This is a genomic window from Paenibacillus sp. FSL R7-0652, assembly GCF_038595045.1.
GTDB lineage: Bacteria > Bacillota > Bacilli > Paenibacillales > Paenibacillaceae > Paenibacillus.
This window is the reverse complement of sequence record NZ_CP152001.1, coordinates 3,660,921-3,678,780: the sequence shown is the minus strand read 5'-3', so window position 1 is coordinate 3,678,780 and position 17,860 is coordinate 3,660,921. Positions and strand designations below refer to the sequence as shown.

Below are 17,860 nucleotides of genomic sequence, written 5' to 3'. Positions count from 1 at the left end.
TTCAAAGACAAGACGTCAGAGAAGAAAACTTCCCGTAAACGGCCTGCCATTGTGTTGATCTTCTCTCATCCGGACTGTACCGTCGGCCTTGGAATCTCACCAAGTCAGTCGCTGTCTGTAGTCATAACCACAAACAGCGAGTCGCGGGCTGGTTCTTCAAGAACATCACCGCCGGTCGGGAATTTCACCCTACCCCGAAGATCCTATTCAATTAATTAATATATAGTATTGAACAAGTTGTAACCTTATGAAGTCCATCTTATTCCTGTAAGCGCTAGCAGTTCAAGTGTTTTTTTAGAAAACGATACTCCAGCATCCCTGCTGTCTGCGGAGCAGCACGATCTGACCCGCATGATAAGCATCGTGCAGGACCCATCGGGCAAGGGTTTGAGCCCAGTTTTCTTCAGAATCCTTATAAGGTTCCTCAAGTTTAGACTCCTGTAATGCGGTAAGGTGATCACGCAGCTGCTCTGCCAGTGCACTGGTACGCCTCATGAGCATACTCCAGCCAGCATGGTTTGAAGGGTCGCCAGGTTCGCCAAACGTAGCTGCGTTCGATTCCGCAGCGGGTTCAGATGGAGTTTGGCCCTGAAGACGTTCCAGAATCAGCTGGTTGTAATAATACATATGATTGACCAGCTGCCATATGCTTAGTCCTCCTAGATAAGGAACCCAGGCTGCTTGCTCTGCGGTCAGCCCTTCAAGAGCCTTCGACAATGGAACGATCCAGTTACATTGATTCCAGGTATCTTCGTTCTGAATAACCAATACGTCTAATGCCGTTGTAACAGACTTTTTCAATGCGTTTCATTCCTCTCTTGTCGGACTCATCTCGTTCTTACGTCTTGATGCTTGTAACTAGCTATTATGAATTGAAATGGTTACAATTAATATAACACAATTCGAATAGATGTAACCATCTTATTGGTTTTAGATTGTTACTATTTTGATCGGAGGTACTCATGGATAGATTATGGACCGATTTTGTAAACAGCGATTACCATGATTGGCGCGGTGGGAACCGATCGGAAGACAGGCTGGGGAACGCAGGCTGGCAGCGGGATTTTCTGAATCGTTGGCAATTAGAAGCGCCAGTACCCGCATCGGCTGAAGAGGAATCCACCATGAGAAGATTCAGAGATGAACTGCAGTCTCTTGCGATTCGTGTGTCTGATGGAACTACCTTATCCGACCAGGATCAACAATGGTTGAATGATTTTATGCAGGCTGGCGGTGTTATCCGACAACTAGTCTCACAGAACCAAGGATTGAATGTAGTGCTGGTTCCCGTCCATACCCATTGGGTTCAAGTCCTGGCAGAGGTCGCTGCTGATTTTGCCATGACACTGGTAGAGGGCGAAGGCAGGCGAATTCGAAGCTGTGATAACCCGGACTGTCGATGGATATTTTATGACGCTACTCGCAGCCGGACACAGAAATATTGTGATGATAAAATGTGCGGTAATTTAATGAAGGTAAGACGCTTCCGAGCTCAACGCAAAATGGATTCCAAAGAAGGTAAGTAGATAGCGGAATGATTTTCCACAATTTGATAATTATTTACACTTGATATATAATGTATATATACTAGCGAAATTATAGTCAAAAGAAGCAAGAAGCAAGAAGCAAGAAGCAAGAAGCAAGAAGCAAAGAAGAAACAAAGAAAGAAACAGTAAGCTGCGAATAGGAAAGAAAAAATGTACAGCAATGCGGATCAGATCATTTTACAAACCATTACGATTGGAGAGGTGTCTTATGGGGACAAGTTATCTATTGAAAAACGGTTGTGTATTATCGATGGATGCTCGTATTGGTCAGTATAACAGGGCAGACGTACTTATTCAGGGTAATTTGATTGCAGCCATTCAACCGAATATTGAGGCAGCAGCTGCAGATGTAGAAGTCATCGACGCGTCAGACATGATTATCATGCCTGGATTGGTGGACACACACCGACATATGTGGGAGTCACTTGTCAAAACCGCCGGAACCAACTGGTCGCTGCCCGTGTATCTGCAGAATCTGTACTATGGAGCCATGGGAAGTAAGCTCCGTCCTCAGGACAGTTACATCGCCAACCTGCTTGGATCATTGGAAGCGCTTAATGCTGGTGTGACAACGGTGCTGGATTGGAGCATGCCTTACTCCCCGGACCATACGGATGAGCTGATTCGAGGGCTGCAGGATGCAGGAATTCGAGCTGTGTTTGCCCACGGTGTTCCTGGAGAAACCGAGTATTGGAACCGGGAGAGCAGACTTTCCTATCCGGAAAATATCAGAAGCGTTAAAGAGCGATACTTCTCCTCCAACGATCAATTACTTACATATGGTCTTGCCATCCGTGGCCCGGAGTTCAGTCACTGGGATACCACGGTCAAGGATGTTCAGCTGGCAGAAGAACTGGACGCCATTTGTTCGATGCATGTCGGTTTTGGCAGTTGGGGGGCAGCCGATCGTTCAATCAGCCGAATGCATGAGGCGGGACTGCTGAGTCCCCGCATCAATGTTGTTCATGGAAATACGATGGGCATGGATGAATTCAAAATGCTGGCGGACAGCGGAGCATCCTTGTCGGTCACACCGGAAGTCGAGATGATGATGGGGCATGGCTACCCAGCCACGGGATATTTTCTGGAGCATGGGGGGACACCAACACTGGGGGTAGATGTAGTGACCTCGACTGGTGGAGACATGTTTTCACAGATGAAGTTCGCCCTGCAGGCGGAACGTTCCAGAACCAACGAACTGCTGCTGCAGCAGGGAGAGATGCCGGGTGAACTGAGCCTGCAGGCAAGTCAGGTACTGCGATTTGCAACGGCTGCGGGTGCGCGGGCTTTGGGACTGGAAAAGAAAACAGGCTCCCTTTCACCTGGAAAGGAAGCAGATTTGATCATGATTTGCTCAACAGATCTGAATCTGTTCCCTGTGCATGATCCGATTGGGGCGGTTGTGCAGTTTGCCAATCCATCGAATGTGGATACCGTTTTTGTCGCCGGGAAACCCGTGAAGCGAGATGGCAGGCTGCTGGATGTTGATCTGCATGAAATCCGCCGCAAAGCGATGCAGAGTACCGAATATCTGCTGACACAATATCGGATGTCTGACGCGGATCGGATTGTTTTTTCGTAAACAGGGTCAAGATAAAATAAAAAGAGTCGTCAATTTGGTATTATCCCCTTTTAGTAGACATGAGAAAAAAGACATCTGTTAAGATGAACTTAATCATGTAAACGAAGGGGGTTTTTTCATGGCTAAAAAAGGACAAACATACCGGCGGTACTCCTTGGAGTTGAAATTGGAGGCCGTCCGGCTGGTCAACGAAGAACATATGAGTATACGTGAAGTAGCGACACGTTTAGATATTCAAAATAAATCTCAGGTACAAGTGTGGGCAGCCAAAGCGAAACAGGGAATGAGTCTAGAACCTGCTATACCCAAACGTGGACGCCCTAGAACCAAGTTTTCCAGTATGGAAGAAGAGATGGCGTATTTGCGGGCGGAGATTGAATACTTAAAAAAGCGGTATCCAAATCTACACAAGGAGTGACGAGTAAAGCAGCCAGATTTCAAATCATTGAGGACCTGAGAGCACGCCATGGTCTGGCTTGGCTCTTGAAGTTAGCTGCGGTTTCCCGCTCGGGTTATTACAAGTGGAGAAAAAGCATAGCAGCCGCAAAAGAGCGTAGACACAAAGAACATGAACTAGAATCCCATTTGCTTGCCATTCATCGCGTGCATCCTTACTTTGGCTATCTTCGAATGACCGTTGCTTTACGACGGGAAGGCCTTCGAGTCAACCACAAAAAGGTGTACCGATTAATGAAACAATTAGGCATCTGTTCTGTCATTCGAAAAAAGCGTCGATTCTTTGGAAAACAAGCCTCTGTGGTAAACCCGAATCGGCTGGAGCGTCAGTTTCAGGCGGATACACCACGAACGAAGCTGGTTACGGACATTACCTATATTCGTGCTGGAGAACACTTTGTGTATCTCTCTGTTATTCAAGATTTATACAATAACGAAATTGTAGCGTGGCATCTTTCTGAACGAAATGACCTCGCTTTGGTTCATGACACGCTGGACAGACTCCGTCAGCACGTGGATCTGAATGGCGTAATCCTACACTCAGATCAAGGATTTCAATATACGTCGAAGCCCTTTAACCGTAAACTAAACCAGCTCGGCATGCTAGGCAGTCACTCCAGGCGTGGAAATTGCTTAGATAATGCCTGTATTGAATCTTTTTTCTCTCATTTGAAGACGGAGAAGATTTATTTGAATAAGGCAGCTAACAAAGCAGAGGTTGAACAGCAAGTGAGTGAATACATATTGTTTTACAACCAAAACCGATTTCAGAAAAAACTAAACGACCGTTCCCCGGTGGAATACCGGGAAACAGCCGCAGCTTAAATCTTGTCTTTTTTGTACTGTCTACTTGACGGGGTTATGACCAATTCAAAACGGCTCTTTTCTTTAATAGATTATGCAAAGCGGCTATCTTAGATAACGAACGGAGTTAAATTTAGATATGTTGACAAATATAACGCTTTCCTCTAAGATAGCCATATAAGTTAATAATGAATTTAATCAGGATTGTTACTGATCAGCAGGCAAGACCGATTGATAATGCAAACATGAAGAATTGTATTTTTTCATGTCTGCATAATTAATGGTCTTTTTTTGTTGCTAAATTCTGTTAACGTTTCATTTTAAAAGGAGATTCCGATGAAGATCACACGAATTATTAACAATAATGTCGTCTGTGCAGTCAATGAACGGCGCCAGGAGATGATGCTTTTAGGCAGCGGTATTGGTTTTCAGAAGAAAAAGGGAGACGATGTGGACACAGTCAAGATTGAAAAAGAATTTTTTCTGAAATCCAAAAATGTTACAGGCAAATTATATGCCCTGCTGGCACAAATCCCGATGGAGTATATTCGTGTATCCGATAGTATCATTCAGTACGCCAAGCAGTCCTTAAACAAGGAACTTAATGAAAATATATATCTAACGTTAACGGACCATATTAATTTTGCAGTGGCACGTTATAAGCAAGGTATGAATTTCAATAATGCTTTATTGTCAGAGATTAAAGCGTTTTATTCCAATGAATTTCGCGTGGCTATGAAAGCCCGGGATATGATTAATGAGGAATTTAACATTACACTGCCTGAAGATGAGGCGGGGTTCATTGCGCTTCATATTGTCAATGCAGAACTGGGATCTGAAATGGAAGAAACCATGAAGATTACACAGTTCATTCATAAAGTTTTGAATATTATTCGGTATCAGTTTAATATACATTTTAATGAAAGTTCACTCCATTATTCCAGACTTGTTACTCATTTGAAATTTTTCGCCTATCGCTTGTTTAATCATACGGTTTTGAAAAGCGGTGACAGTGATTTTCTCCATATCATTAAAGAAAAGTATACAAATGAATATCAATGCAGTCTCCGAATTGCACAGCTGATTCGGGTCGATTATGGAAAAGAATTAACAGAAGATGAATTGGTATATTTAACGGTTCATATCAAAAGGGTCATTGATGAAGAGAAGGATTGATCCATCAGTCCACTATAATGAATATACTAGGATTGTTACTGGTGAGGCAGGCAAGACCTAGAGTTCCATCGTGTATAGAGCATATCTATATTCGATAGAATTCTAGGTCTTTTTTTATACCTAAAAAAGTTTGAGGGGGAGCAGTACATGAAACATGAAAGCACAGCCGCCGAGATTTTAAAACTGGTCGGCGGAGAAAAAAACGTAGATAGTGTAACACACTGTGCTACAAGATTGAGATTCAATCTGAAAGATGAAAAAGTTGCGAACAATGAAGCATTAAAAAATGTACAAGGTGTTGTGGGTGTTGCCAGCAGTGGCGGGCAGTATCAGGTCATTATTGGTAACGAGGTAAACAATGTGTATAAAGCTTTGACGAAGCTGGGGAACTTTGCAACGAACAATGATGCTCCTACTGTGAAAAAAGGAAAACTGACTACGCTTCTGGACACGATCTCCGGAATCTTTACACCGATCCTGCCAGCCATGATTGGTTGTGCGATGATCAAAGCCGTTCTTCTTATTTTGAAAACATTTGATCTCGTTGATCTGGATGGGCAATTCAATATGATTATGACCTTTATCGGTGATGCGGCTTATTACTTCTTGCCGATGCTGCTTGCCTGGAGTGCGGCTGTTAAGCTTAAAGCTAACGTGGGCTTTGCATTAACGATTGCTGGTGTTCTGCTGCATCCTTCCTTAGGAGCGTTGATGACTGCAGGTAAGCCAGTTGCTTTTTTGGGACTGCCTGTCACTCCGGCGACGTACACTTCGTCGGTTATTCCGATTATTTTAGCGGTATGGGTCTTGTCGTATGTTGAACGCTTTGCCGAGAAGTATTCTCCATCGGTTATCAAATCCATTCTCAAACCGTTGATTGTCATCCTTATTATGGCTCCACTTACGCTGATTGTCCTAGGGCCAATCGGTGCTATCGCGGGTAACTACCTTGCGACAGCCGTTTCTTTTGTCAATACACATGCAGGATGGTTAGTATCTGGTATTATCGGTGGGGCGTTCCCTTTCCTGATCATGACAGGTATGCATTATAGTTTGGGACCCGTTGTACTTACTGCCTATGCTCAGACGAAAACCGATAGCATCGTTGGTCCAGGTATGCTTGTGCACAATATTTCTCAGGGTGCCGCTGCGCTTGCAGTTGCTATGAGAACTAAAAATAAAGCATTTAAACAAGTTGCATATTCCACGAGCATAACTGCATTGCTTGGAATTACCGAGCCCGCTTTGTTTGGTGTAAATCTACGCTTGAAAAGACCGCTGATCGCTGTAATCGTTGGTGGCGCGGTAGCGGGTATATATGTCGGATTGTTCGGTGTAGCTCGATCGGCTCTTGGTATTGCAGGTATAGCTACGCTGCCGGCATTTATCACGGATCATCCATGGAATTTGATTCATGCCGCAATTGGCTGCGTCATTGCATTTGTAGTTACATTCATCATGACTCTTATCTTAGGATTTGAAGATGTACCTGAGGATGGAAAGAATCAAGCAGCACAAGAAAAATCATCTGCTGCGAGCAATCGTGTACCAGCAACCGGAGTTTCTGAACATGTTCTCACTGCTCCGTTGACTGGTAAAGTTTTGGAGTTATCCACGATTAGAGACGAAGCTTTTGCAACTGGCGCTATGGGAAAAGGAATCGCTATTGAACCTACGGTTGGAAAACTCGCAGCACCAGCAGATGGTGTGGTATCTGCGGTTTTCCCTACGTCCCATGCCATCGGTATTAGTTCAAATGATGGTGCGGAGCTTCTCATTCACATCGGAATGAATACGGTGAAGTTGAAAGGCGAACATTTCAAGGTCCACGTTCAAGAAGGGGATACTGTAAAAGCTGGAGATTTGCTTATTGAGTTTGACATGGATGCCATAGCGGCTAAAGGTTACGATCTGACTACACCAATTATCGTTACGAACTCCCATAATTTTGTAGATGTGATCAACACGGACAAGACATCGATTACGATTGGTGAAAAATTGATCAAAATTATTTAAAGGTGATTTAAGGAGGAATGATTCATGAATAACAAAAATGCTTTCCCTGAATCTTTCATGTGGGGCGGTGCAACAGCGGCGAATCAATATGAAGGTGCCTGGAACCTTGACGGAAAAAAAGCGAGTACAGCCGATATGATGACGGGCGGAACCCATACGGTTCCCCGTCGGATAACGATAACTACCGAAGAGGGGGTTCATTACCCTTCTCATGAAGCCGTAGATTTTTATCATCATTATAAGGAAGATATTCGGTTGTTCGCAGAGATGGGGTTCCGCTGCTATAGAATGTCCATCGCATGGTCCAGAATTTTCCCTAACGGAGACGATACAGCGCCGAATGAAGCAGGGCTTCAATTTTACGACAATGTGTTCAATGAATTGAAAAAGTATAATATCGAACCGATCGTTACGATTTCCCATTATGAAGCACCGTTTGCTTTAACCGAGAAATTCAACGCTTGGGCTTCCAGGGAAATGATCGATTGTTACGTAAAGTATTGCGACGCAATCTTTAATCGTTACAAAGATGTGGTGAAGTATTGGATCACCTTTAACGAGATTAATAGCCTGATTGTTCCCGCAGGTGCCTACTTGGCAGGAGGACTTCTGGTTGATAAAAATGGCGGTGTATTTAACAATACATCAGTCGACAGTACCCAGATGAGATTTCAAGCGCTGCACCATCAATTCGTGGCGAGTGCCAAAGCTGTCAAGCTTGCGCATGAGATCAATCCAGACTTCAAACTCGGTTGTATGATCAATTACAGTCATGGGTACGGAAGTACATGTAAACCGGAAGACATGTTGCAAGCGCTAAGAATGGATCAAATCAACAATATGATGAGCAGTGATGTACAAGTTAGAGGAGAATATCCTGACTTTGCCAAGAGATATTTTGCAGAGAAACATATTCACATTCAAATGGCTGAAGACGATGAAGAAGTTCTTAAACAAGGTTGTGTGGATTTCTATAGCTTCAGCTACTACAAATCTCATGTGGTAGGTACACGACCAGAGGGGGATGAGACGCAAGGTAACGTTTTTGGTGGATACAAAAATCCATATCTGAAAGCGACAGACTGGGGCTGGCAGATCGATCCGGTTGGACTTCGGTATGTGTTGAACCACGTCTATGATCGGTATCGCATTCCGATGATGGTTGTAGAGAACGGTCTGGGTGCAGTAGATGTCGTTGAAGAGGATGGCACCATTAACGATACGTACCGAATTGAGTTTTTGCGTGCTCACATTGAACAAATGAGAGAAGCTGTCCGTGACGGTGTTAACCTGATCGTTTATACAGCCTGGGGGTGCATCGATATTGTTAGTGCCTCTACAGGTGAAATGGCCAAGCGTTACGGATTCATTTACGTAGATAAGGATAACGAGGGCAAAGGCACGCTGAAAAGAAGTAAAAAGAACAGTTTCTACTGGTATAAAAAAGTAATCGAAACAAATGGGTCTGATTTGGACTGAGACTAAAATTTCATCGATTCATGGAAGCCGCTAAATTTTAGCGGCTTTTTTTGATGTTCTTAACGATTAGACCCATTAAGAGTTAAAATGACAGCAGAAAAAGACGAAAAAAAACGTCATTTGACTAAATTCATCTAACAACTATTTATCGTGTTATTTGCTATCTGCTAAGCCTTATAAAAACTGCGCATAATATAAATTATACGCAGTTTTCGTTTAAATCGATTTTCAATAAGAAGCGCGGGCAACAGATCATGATAAATTTCGCGAAAAAAGAACAAAATAAATGAGCCGCAAAAATAAATTTATTCTTTCACCGCGATAACGTGTAGAATTCGATAGGTTTTTATAGATGATCGATAAGATAGAACAAATGAGTTTTTCGTAGAACAGATGAAATGACCCTTCGTCTTTATTACGCGCAGCACATTCGAGGTTAATCATGAAAGGAACATGCCCATGCGCAGCAATGAAAACTTGAAATTATTATTCCGCAAGAAACCGATTGTCAGTGAAACGAATGAGGGCGGGGCATTGAAGAGAGCGCTTGGAGCTTTCGATCTAACTACGCTCGGAGTCGGAGCGATTATTGGGACAGGCATTTTTGTGCTGACAGGTGTAGCGGCTGCCAAGTATGCGGGACCCGGGCTTGTGTTATCCTTTTTACTGGCCGGTATCATCTGTGCATTTGCGGCCTTGTGTTACGCTGAATTTGCTTCGACAATTCCGGCATCAGGGAGTGCTTATACGTACAGTTACACCGCATTTGGTGAAGTTATCGCATGGATTCTGGGTTGGGACCTGATTCTGGAGTATGGTTTTGCCAGTGCAGCCGTCGCGAGCGGCTGGTCGGGATATTTCCAGACATTATTATCCGGATTCGGACTGGAGCTGCCTCATGCACTGTCGAGTGCGTTCAATCCGGATAAAGGTACGTATTTTGACATTACGGCCGCTGTGATCACCTTGATCATTACGTTTCTGCTCACTCGAGGAGTGAAAGAAGCCGCGCGAGCGAACGGTATAATGGTAGCGATCAAAATTGTCGTGGTCTTTATCTTCATTGGCGTAGGTGTGTTTTATGTTCAGCCAGCCAACTGGCATCCTTTTCTGCCCTTTGGTTTCTCGGGTGTAACAGCGGGGGCGGCGACGGTATTTTTTGCTTATATCGGATTTGATGCCGTATCAACCGCAGCCGAAGAGGTGAAGCGTCCGCAGCGGGATCTGCCCATTGGCATTATCGCATCCCTTGCCGTGTGTACTGTTCTATATATCGTGGTATCTCTGATTCTCACGGGAATTGTGCCTTTCCATATGTTGAACGTCAGTGACCCGGTTGCTTTTGCTTTTGAATTTGTTCAATTAAACGGATTGTCCTGGATTGTGTCTCTCGGGGCGATCACAGGCATTACAACGGTATTGCTGGTGATGATGTATGGACAGACCCGTCTGCTCTACTCCATGTCTCGAGATGGGCTGTTGTCTCCGGTTTTCTCCAAGGTAAGCGGGAAAAGTCAGACCCCAGCCGTTGGAAGCTGGACTGCCGGTATTATCATTGCTTTGTTTTCCGGTTTTATCTCACTGGGGCACCTGGCAGAACTTACGAATATCGGAACGTTATTTGCATTTGCGGTAGTTAGTCTCGGAATTATCGTTTTGCGTAAAAATAACCCTGACCTCAAACGGGGATTCCGCGTTCCGCTGGTTCCCTTGATTCCGATTCTGAGCGCCCTCGGCTGCGTATATCTGATGACTCGCCTCGCGGCGCTGACGTGGATTACATTTTTCGGCTGGCTGATCATCGGATTAATGATCTATTTTGTCTATGGTCGTCACCATAGTCATCTGAACCCGCTAAGACGTAAATAATACGAAACGAGCGTGATTCGTCCCTGTTTCCATTCGCTGTGCGAAATGGACAGGGATTTTTTTTACTGTATTAAATCGGTGATCGGTAGGGGAACTAGTGTATGTAATAAGAAGTGATCCAAACCAGCAGTGGGGATTATTGAACGAACTTGAACGGGTTAGGCCTTTAATTTAAAGGGTAAGAGTTAGAGGATATATACTGAAAAATCAGGGAGAAAAGGCAGCTGGTCTACCGGGCTGGGGTTGCGGCAGAACGGAATATGAAATATATTGGGGTGGTGTGATATGACATCAGAACCGAAGAGAGGGGTTTACTTATGAATGAACCATTACATAACCATTTCAATGAAAAACTATCCCATTTTGGATTTGCACTTGCAGATTCAACCGTTCTCACAGAGGCGAAGCTAATCATATCACATGGGGATCGTGAAGAGGACTTACAGCTGGACATGGATCCGCAGCGGCATCTTGAGGACGGCCGCAAAGTATCTGTACTTGCACAGTACTTGCAAATGCCTGTGCAGCGAGAGGATGCAGTTATTTTATATGGACAGGAATTGTCTTACTTACAATATTCCGTTCACCTTGCCAAAGACAGCCGCATTTCTATTGCTTCAAATCGAGGGATAAGTCACCCTGTTGAACTGGACCTTGCACCTTATGAAGCAGGAGAGTATGAGTTACGTATAGCGCTGCACCGGAGAACGCCACGAATTGCTGAAGGGCCGTTAGAACCGGAGCAGCTCGCTATGGTAAAGTACGCGCAAGTGAATACAGTACACATCACTTTGTTCCCGGCAGCGGCTCCGCTGTTTGATGCGCCATCTACTGCAGCATGGACCCGAAATCATCATGTGTTTGACTCTTACGGCAGACGAGGATTCATCCTGGCAGACCTGCATCGGATGGCTGCACGAGTAGAGCAGCTGTTTGGGCCGGGTAATCATAATTTAATCGAATATTTCACAGAGGGTAAACTGGATGTATTGATGGAAGAAGGACTTATGATGGTCGTATGGGGGCTGACACCGTGGTGTTATTCCCTCTACTCTCCGCCAACCGAGCAGGCAGCGGATATGCTCGCTTTGGACAAGCTCGGGGACGGACCTGAGCGGCAAGCGATATATTACATTGATCCGAAGGTACAGCAGTTAAGCATCGTTCCGGCGAACGAACTGGCAGTTTGGGCAGATTGTATACAGAAAGACTGGCCTGTTATTGATATTCCGGGCGAAGGGGAGACGCTGCATCTGGATTTGTATGTTCAAATTGCTGAATCGGTTAATGAGCTGCATGAAAATCCGATTCCGTCCTTTGTGCTCACACGCAGTACAGGCAAACCGGAGACGATTTTACTGATGGCCGATGTCGTGATTGTGGAAGAGGTTGATTTTCCACTAAGTTAAGTTCTATGAATGGAAATAGAGACGAAGATTGGGCTGGACAAGAGCCGTATTGGAGAAATCGACGGAGGTGACAAGTGCAGATGATCCACGAAGAGATTCGAGAGCAGTACGCTGATGAACTGGAGGCTTTTCATATCTGGATGAAAGATGCCGGATACACGGGACATACCGTCAAATCCTATACAGGAGATGTGTTGGAATTCCTCATATCGATCCAGGGGAAATCTTTGGAGCAGGTGAAAAAGCTGCATGTGCTGGCTTATCTTTCTCGCGCAAGGGAACGCGGCGTAAGTGACGCTACCCGGAATCGTAAACATGCGGCAGTCAACTGCTTCTACAAGTCCCTCATTGAACTGGAAGTATTAACGAATAATCCGGCATCTGGCATCAAAAAGTCCAAAACGGAGAAAAACCGTGCCCCCGTCTTCCTGGATGAGGGCGGCTTGGCCCGCTTTCTTCAATCGGTCGAGGGCAAGTACCGCACGCGTAATCTGGCGGTGTTTTTGCTTATGGGTTATATGGGACTCAGGGTTGGAGAAGTTCATGCACTCAACTGCAAAGACTACAACCCCGAGCGGCGCACGCTCGATGTGTTCGGCAAAGGGCGGAAATGGCGTTCAATCCCTGTACCCGAAACCGTCGCAGAAGTACTTTCTCGGGCTCTTCAAGAGCGTCTGAATCCATGGCGAGGAGAGAAAGAGGAAGCCCTGTTTGTATCGCAAAAAGGAAAGCGTCTATCCATTCGCAGCATTCAGCTCATCTCAACGGAAACGTTCGAACGCTTCCAGCAGGAAGCGCCGGCTCATCAGCGCCAAAGCTATTCGAGTCATAAGCTGCGCCACTCGTTTGCCACGATGATGCTGCGGCGCGGGGCGGATCTGCGCACCGTGCAGGAGCTGCTCGGACATGCCTCCATTCAAACGACAACGGTATACACGCATGTTACCAGCCGTGAGAAAGAAGAGGCGATGGCTTTGCTGGATGTAAAACTTCCCGTCAGTAAAATGGTGAATTAACCAAGAGCAGGAAATCGTACCTAACGGTATAGTGATTGTTTTTTTCGGGGTTTCCGTCATTATTATTATGTAAACTATAACAGAATCGAACGGCTTATCCGTACGGCAAAAGACCATTCAAAACTCTATGCAGAGTCTTGAATGGTCTTTCTGAATGTAAAGGAGATCTATTATTCCAGTCCAGCAATCTGTTCTTTTAATTTGCTCGCCGATGCCTGAAAAGCCAATTTTTCGGTTTCATTCAATGGCAGTGGCAGAATTTCACGTACACCATGGCGATCTACAACACAAGGTACGCCCAGATATACATCAGACACTCCGTTGTAGTCTTCGAGCAGTGTTGACACGTTCAGAACGGAGCCTTCATTACCCAGGATGGCAGCCACAATACGGTCTAATGCCAGAGCGATTGCATAGGAAGTAGCACCTTTGGCATTAATAATTTCGTACGCCGCATTTTTGGTGCTGTTAAAGATCTCCTGTTGGGTTTCTTCGTCCAGTTCAAGGTCCGTGCCTGCAACGTTCGCTAGACTCCAGACAGGCACCTCGGAATCCCCATGCTCACCAATGATGTGCGCGTGAATGCTGCGTGGATCGATGCCTTTATTTTTACCAATGAGATAGCGGAATCGTGCACTGTCAAGCAAAGTACCGGAGCCAATGACCCGGGAAGCCGGCCAGCCGCTTTGTTTCCATGAAGTATAGGATAAGATATCGACAGGATTCGTAGCAATCAACAAAATACCGTGAGAGTTCACTTCCGTGATCCGATCAATAATATCTTTGAAAATGCTTGCATTTTTCTTCAGCAGATCAATTCGGGTCTCGCCTGGCTTTTGTGAAGCACCTGCCGTAATAATAATAATATCGGCATCCTTGCAGTCTGAATAGTCACCAGCCCATACCTTTACACCTCCGGTAAATGGCAGGCCGTGGTTCATATCCAGCATTTCGCCGGTTGCTTTATCATGATTCACATCCACAAAGACCAACTCGGACGAACGCTGTCTAAGCATAAGCGTGTATCCCGTTGTTGTTCCTACTGCACCCATACCGATAATAACGACACGGCTGGGCTTCAATGCTGCAATGGTTGTCATAATCTTATCCACTCCTTTTAGGGTATACTATGATCCATATTAAGGGATTCGGGCGTATAAAGCGAGTTTTGTCTATAACTTTTTTCACAGCATGTGCCAATTTACGAAAAAAGCCTCATAAAAAGATGAAAAAACAGATGCAGGATAAAAAATGTCATACATACGTATATCAAGGAAAATATTCAACAATATAACTCATTAATCTACAGGGATCGAGCAGGTATGAACCTTTAGGTCAGGGTTTGTGTTAGAATAGGAGCAGTGGATTCTGAAGAATCGTAAATACAGCTCCATCTTAGAGGCATGCGAGCCTTTCGGGTGGTTGAGAAAGGTGGAACCCACTTGCGTTCGCAATGGAAAAAAATCGCGCAGACAGCACTGCTGTCTATAGGTATCATCATTTTGCTGGCAGCTTGCAGCAAAACGGAACAGCCGCCGGGTGCAGAACCTCCGGACCAACAGGAGGATGGTGGGAACATTGGTCAGACACTCACCGTTGTACCCCCGACTAACAATAATGCTGAATCGACGGAGATGGCCAAATATCAAATTCAGACTCGTTTAACCGATTTTCAGCTGATTAATGATAACGGCGGATTGGCCTGGGGAGTTACACGTAACGCACTTCGACTGTATTATACTCAGGATCAAGGAAAAACGTGGATTAATATCTCGCCGTCAGAGAATGTGCAGTTCCCGGCTAATCCGAAGTATGGCGAAAGCATTTATTTTGTAGATCGTATGCATGGCTGGATTGTGCGAGAAGGAATGGGGGGCACAGATACCATTGTGCTTCGTACCAATAACGGTGGCGTAAGCTGGAGTCTGTCGTCCCTGTCCAAAACAGATAAAGTGACAGGCATATCCTTTGCTTCTCCTGAGAAGGGCTGGGTGCTGACAACGCTGGATACCGGAATCGGCAAACAGGATAAGAATCTATATCGTACACAAGATGGGGGAATGACCTGGGAGCGAATGACTTCCAGCGATGAGAAGAATAAAACGACAACGGGAGAAATCTCAAGAAGAGGCTATACCACCGGCATGACCTTCGCGGATTCGAAACATGGCTTTCTGAGTGCCATCGAATTTGGTACACCCAAGCTGTATGTAACATCCGATGGCGGCGAGCAGTGGCGGATTAATTCCACCTTTTTCGACCGAGATAAGTTCAGTGCATGCGGTAACTTCAGTATTAGTGCTCCTCAATTTTTTGGACGTGAAGCCAAGTCCGCCTGGATGTCCATGTCTTGTGCTCGCGGAGAGAGTACGACATTCAGCGGTTTCTTTACTGCAGATGGCGGGGCAAGCTGGAAGCAGTACACGTTTGGTTTGGACAAACAATCAGGCATAAACCGCAATCTGGCACCTGTATTTTTGAGTCCGACAGAGGGCTGGGCAATGCAGAAGGGTGTCATGTATTATACGAAGGATACAGGAAAAACGTGGAAATCTTATGCTGCGAGCAGTGTTCTGCAGAAGATTTTCAAAGACTATCCTGAAATTGTGAAAATGCAGATGATATCGCCGAAGCTCGGATGGATCTTGGTGGAGAATACAGATGCCAAACGATCGCTGCTGCTTCAAACGGTAGATGGGGGACAACAGTGGAAAGTGCTCTAGTCTGATGTCTGCTATGAGCTTATTGAATATATTATACATCCATGCTCATGTCTAGTATGAAAGGTAAAGGGAAGATCTCTGAGAAGATTTTCCCTTTATTTTTATTTTATTTTTTCAATACATTGTGAAATTAATCACAAATAAATCATGCAGATGATGTTATATTTAACTCAAGAAGAAAAGGAGTGATGGAAATGAGAACCAACGGTCAAACTCAATTCACGCAGGCGGAAGAATTAACCAGATATATGCTCCACTTATGCTACACATGTGATGATGCCAATCGCTGCACAACCGAGGAAGCCGTAAGAGCCTGCATGGCTGCACATGCGGAGACAGAAGAGCCGGAACAGGCAGAAGGCGCAGATGTAACCCGAGGATTCATGGACATGATGTATGCTTAGTAGACAAATTCGAGCTAAAAAGGCTGTTATATCAACCAATTACCCCCGAAAGGGGGTTTTCTTTTTGCAAAAAATCACATAAAAATTCACACATCCTGCGGTACCCTCATATTCAATACTTCAGCAAAGTGCTTTTTAAATTTTTGGTCAGCAATTCTTCTGCATTCTTGGAGTAACATGAATGTATATTCCGAGAGTTATTTTCTCATCTCCGTGACCTAATCTTTGCATAAGGTTTTTAAGTCAACACCTGCTTCAGCAAGCATACTAATGTAAGTATGTCTGAAAATATGGGGACTGAGGCCACTGTTGCAATCAGCACATACGTTCGCTTTTTATTGTGGAAGAAAAGCCCCGAAGGGCTTAACTGTTGTTTGTTTTATTATTGAACTTTTTGAACTGTAGAAACAGCCAACATGATAGCATTGGTAGTCCCACCACTTATATTGTTAAAGGAATAGACAGCTGTAGGAACACCGCGCATAGTTACAGTATCACGATCAAGAATATCACCAGTTGAATTGTTGTAGTAACCTATTAATGAGTTACCGTTCTCGTCCAAAATATGTATAGACGCAACCGTACCAAAATCCGTTTCTTCCTCTTGTACTTGTACAACACTACCCGTTACTTTGACCATCTTATCGGTATATGGTGCAATGTTTTTAAAAAGATGTCTTGATGTAATTTTGCTATCAACTTCTTTAGCTGCTGCTTTTTTTGTTTCTGCTGTGATGGCTGGGAATAGATCCGCGTGTTTCACAAGATAATCGTATGTTTTTTGATCTACAGAACCACCTTCAACAAGATTAGGAACGACCGTGCTCATCAATTCTGCAGTAACAGCAGTTTTTTGTTCCGGGGCACTTGCTGCGGTTGTTTGAACTTCAGGCTCTTTCTCTTCGGCAGCTTCTTTTTCAGCAAGTTCTTTCTTCAAAGCCTCAGCTTCTTCTTTTAACTTTTGGTTCTCAGCTTCAATTTCTTGCTGCTTAGTATCTGTTTGACCAGCTGGGGAAGCATTATCTTTGGAATCTCCGCAGCCTGACAAAACTGCTACAAGTGCAAAAATCATTGTGAACAAAACTACTTTTTTCATTTTCTTTTCTCTTCTCTTTTCTAAGCTCCATCGGCTGGAGAATTTGCTTGAACTTTTATGTATATATATGAACATCACAGCGTAAAAAAGTTATACGTAGTGATGGAGTTGCAAATTACAAGATAATGTTGATGATATCAGGAGATATCATATGGGTTGTTACTGTTTGGGATTAATCTATAATTAAAGTAGCAGAAAGGTATTAGATCTACTTCAAGAAATCTTGAAGTTCTTCTCTGGATCGATTGTTCGCATAATCACTCAGCTGACTTTCAGGAATTCC

Annotated in this window: 13 protein-coding genes, 1 pseudogene and 1 riboswitch; of the genes and pseudogenes, 11 read left to right on the top strand and 3 right to left on the bottom strand. The window is 44.5% G+C overall.

Annotated elements, in window-relative coordinates:
* Window positions 1–53 precede the first annotated feature (53 nt).
* Window positions 54–206, bottom strand: a riboswitch (FMN riboswitch).
* An 88-nt stretch (window positions 207–294) separates the two neighbouring features.
* On the bottom strand, window positions 295–801 hold the full coding sequence (locus MKY97_RS16250) for a DinB family protein (protein WP_342551387.1): 507 nt from the start codon (window positions 799–801) through the stop codon (window positions 295–297).
* Window positions 802–962: 161 nt separating this feature from the next.
* On the opposite strand from MKY97_RS16250, the gene MKY97_RS16245 reads away from it, so the two are divergent.
* The 9 genes and pseudogenes from MKY97_RS16245 to MKY97_RS16205 all read left to right on the top strand — a co-directional run bounded on the left by MKY97_RS16245 (window position 963) and on the right by MKY97_RS16205 (window position 13,354).
* Complete coding sequence (locus MKY97_RS16245; protein ID WP_342551386.1) at window positions 963–1,526, top strand: ABATE domain-containing protein; 564 nt, start codon at window positions 963–965, stop codon at window positions 1,524–1,526.
* A 229-nt stretch (window positions 1,527–1,755) separates the two neighbouring features.
* Window positions 1,756–3,129 (top strand): amidohydrolase family protein, encoded by a 1,374-nt coding sequence (locus tag MKY97_RS16240; protein WP_342551385.1) that lies wholly within the window; start codon window positions 1,756–1,758, stop codon window positions 3,127–3,129.
* Window positions 3,130–3,247: 118 nt separating this feature from the next.
* Window positions 3,248–4,410, top strand: a pseudogene (locus MKY97_RS16235) (IS3 family transposase).
* 315 nt (window positions 4,411–4,725) lie between these two features.
* The gene (locus MKY97_RS16230; protein WP_342551384.1) at window positions 4,726–5,565 is read left to right on the top strand and encodes a PRD domain-containing protein; all 840 of its coding nucleotides are present in this window, start codon (window positions 4,726–4,728) and stop codon (window positions 5,563–5,565) included.
* 147 nt (window positions 5,566–5,712) lie between these two features.
* Window positions 5,713–7,581, top strand: a complete 1,869-nt coding sequence (locus MKY97_RS16225) for a beta-glucoside-specific PTS transporter subunit IIABC (protein ID WP_342551383.1) — start codon at window positions 5,713–5,715, stop codon at window positions 7,579–7,581.
* A 24-nt stretch (window positions 7,582–7,605) separates the two neighbouring features.
* Window positions 7,606–9,060 (top strand): glycoside hydrolase family 1 protein, encoded by a 1,455-nt coding sequence (locus tag MKY97_RS16220; RefSeq protein WP_342551382.1) that lies wholly within the window; start codon window positions 7,606–7,608, stop codon window positions 9,058–9,060.
* Between the two features lie 459 nt (window positions 9,061–9,519).
* Window positions 9,520–10,929 carry an amino acid permease gene (locus tag MKY97_RS16215; protein ID WP_342551381.1) on the top strand — a complete coding sequence of 470 codons (1,410 nt, stop codon included), beginning with the start codon at window positions 9,520–9,522 and terminating at the stop codon, window positions 10,927–10,929.
* A 317-nt stretch (window positions 10,930–11,246) separates the two neighbouring features.
* On the top strand, window positions 11,247–12,338 hold the full coding sequence (locus tag MKY97_RS16210; protein ID WP_342551380.1) for a hypothetical protein: 1,092 nt from the start codon (window positions 11,247–11,249) through the stop codon (window positions 12,336–12,338).
* 80 nt (window positions 12,339–12,418) lie between these two features.
* Complete coding sequence (locus MKY97_RS16205; RefSeq protein ID WP_342556360.1) at window positions 12,419–13,354, top strand: tyrosine-type recombinase/integrase; 936 nt, start codon at window positions 12,419–12,421, stop codon at window positions 13,352–13,354.
* A 170-nt stretch (window positions 13,355–13,524) separates the two neighbouring features.
* Here the strand turns inward: MKY97_RS16205 and MKY97_RS16200 are convergent, their stop codons facing one another.
* Window positions 13,525–14,454, bottom strand: coding sequence for an L-lactate dehydrogenase (locus MKY97_RS16200; protein ID WP_342551379.1), 930 nt, complete (start codon window positions 14,452–14,454; stop codon window positions 13,525–13,527).
* A 342-nt stretch (window positions 14,455–14,796) separates the two neighbouring features.
* Here MKY97_RS16200 and MKY97_RS16195 point away from each other — a divergent pair, with 342 nt between their 5' ends.
* A complete protein-coding gene (locus MKY97_RS16195) occupies window positions 14,797–16,077 on the top strand; it encodes a hypothetical protein (protein ID WP_342551378.1) in 1,281 nt (426 codons plus the stop codon).
* A 194-nt stretch (window positions 16,078–16,271) separates the two neighbouring features.
* A complete protein-coding gene (locus tag MKY97_RS16190) occupies window positions 16,272–16,481 on the top strand; it encodes a hypothetical protein (protein ID WP_342551377.1) in 210 nt (69 codons plus the stop codon).
* A 382-nt stretch (window positions 16,482–16,863) separates the two neighbouring features.
* Here the strand turns inward: MKY97_RS16190 and MKY97_RS16185 are convergent, their stop codons facing one another.
* Window positions 16,864–17,577 carry a hypothetical protein gene (locus MKY97_RS16185; protein WP_342551376.1) on the bottom strand — a complete coding sequence of 238 codons (714 nt, stop codon included), beginning with the start codon at window positions 17,575–17,577 and terminating at the stop codon, window positions 16,864–16,866.
* Window positions 17,578–17,860 lie beyond the last annotated feature (283 nt).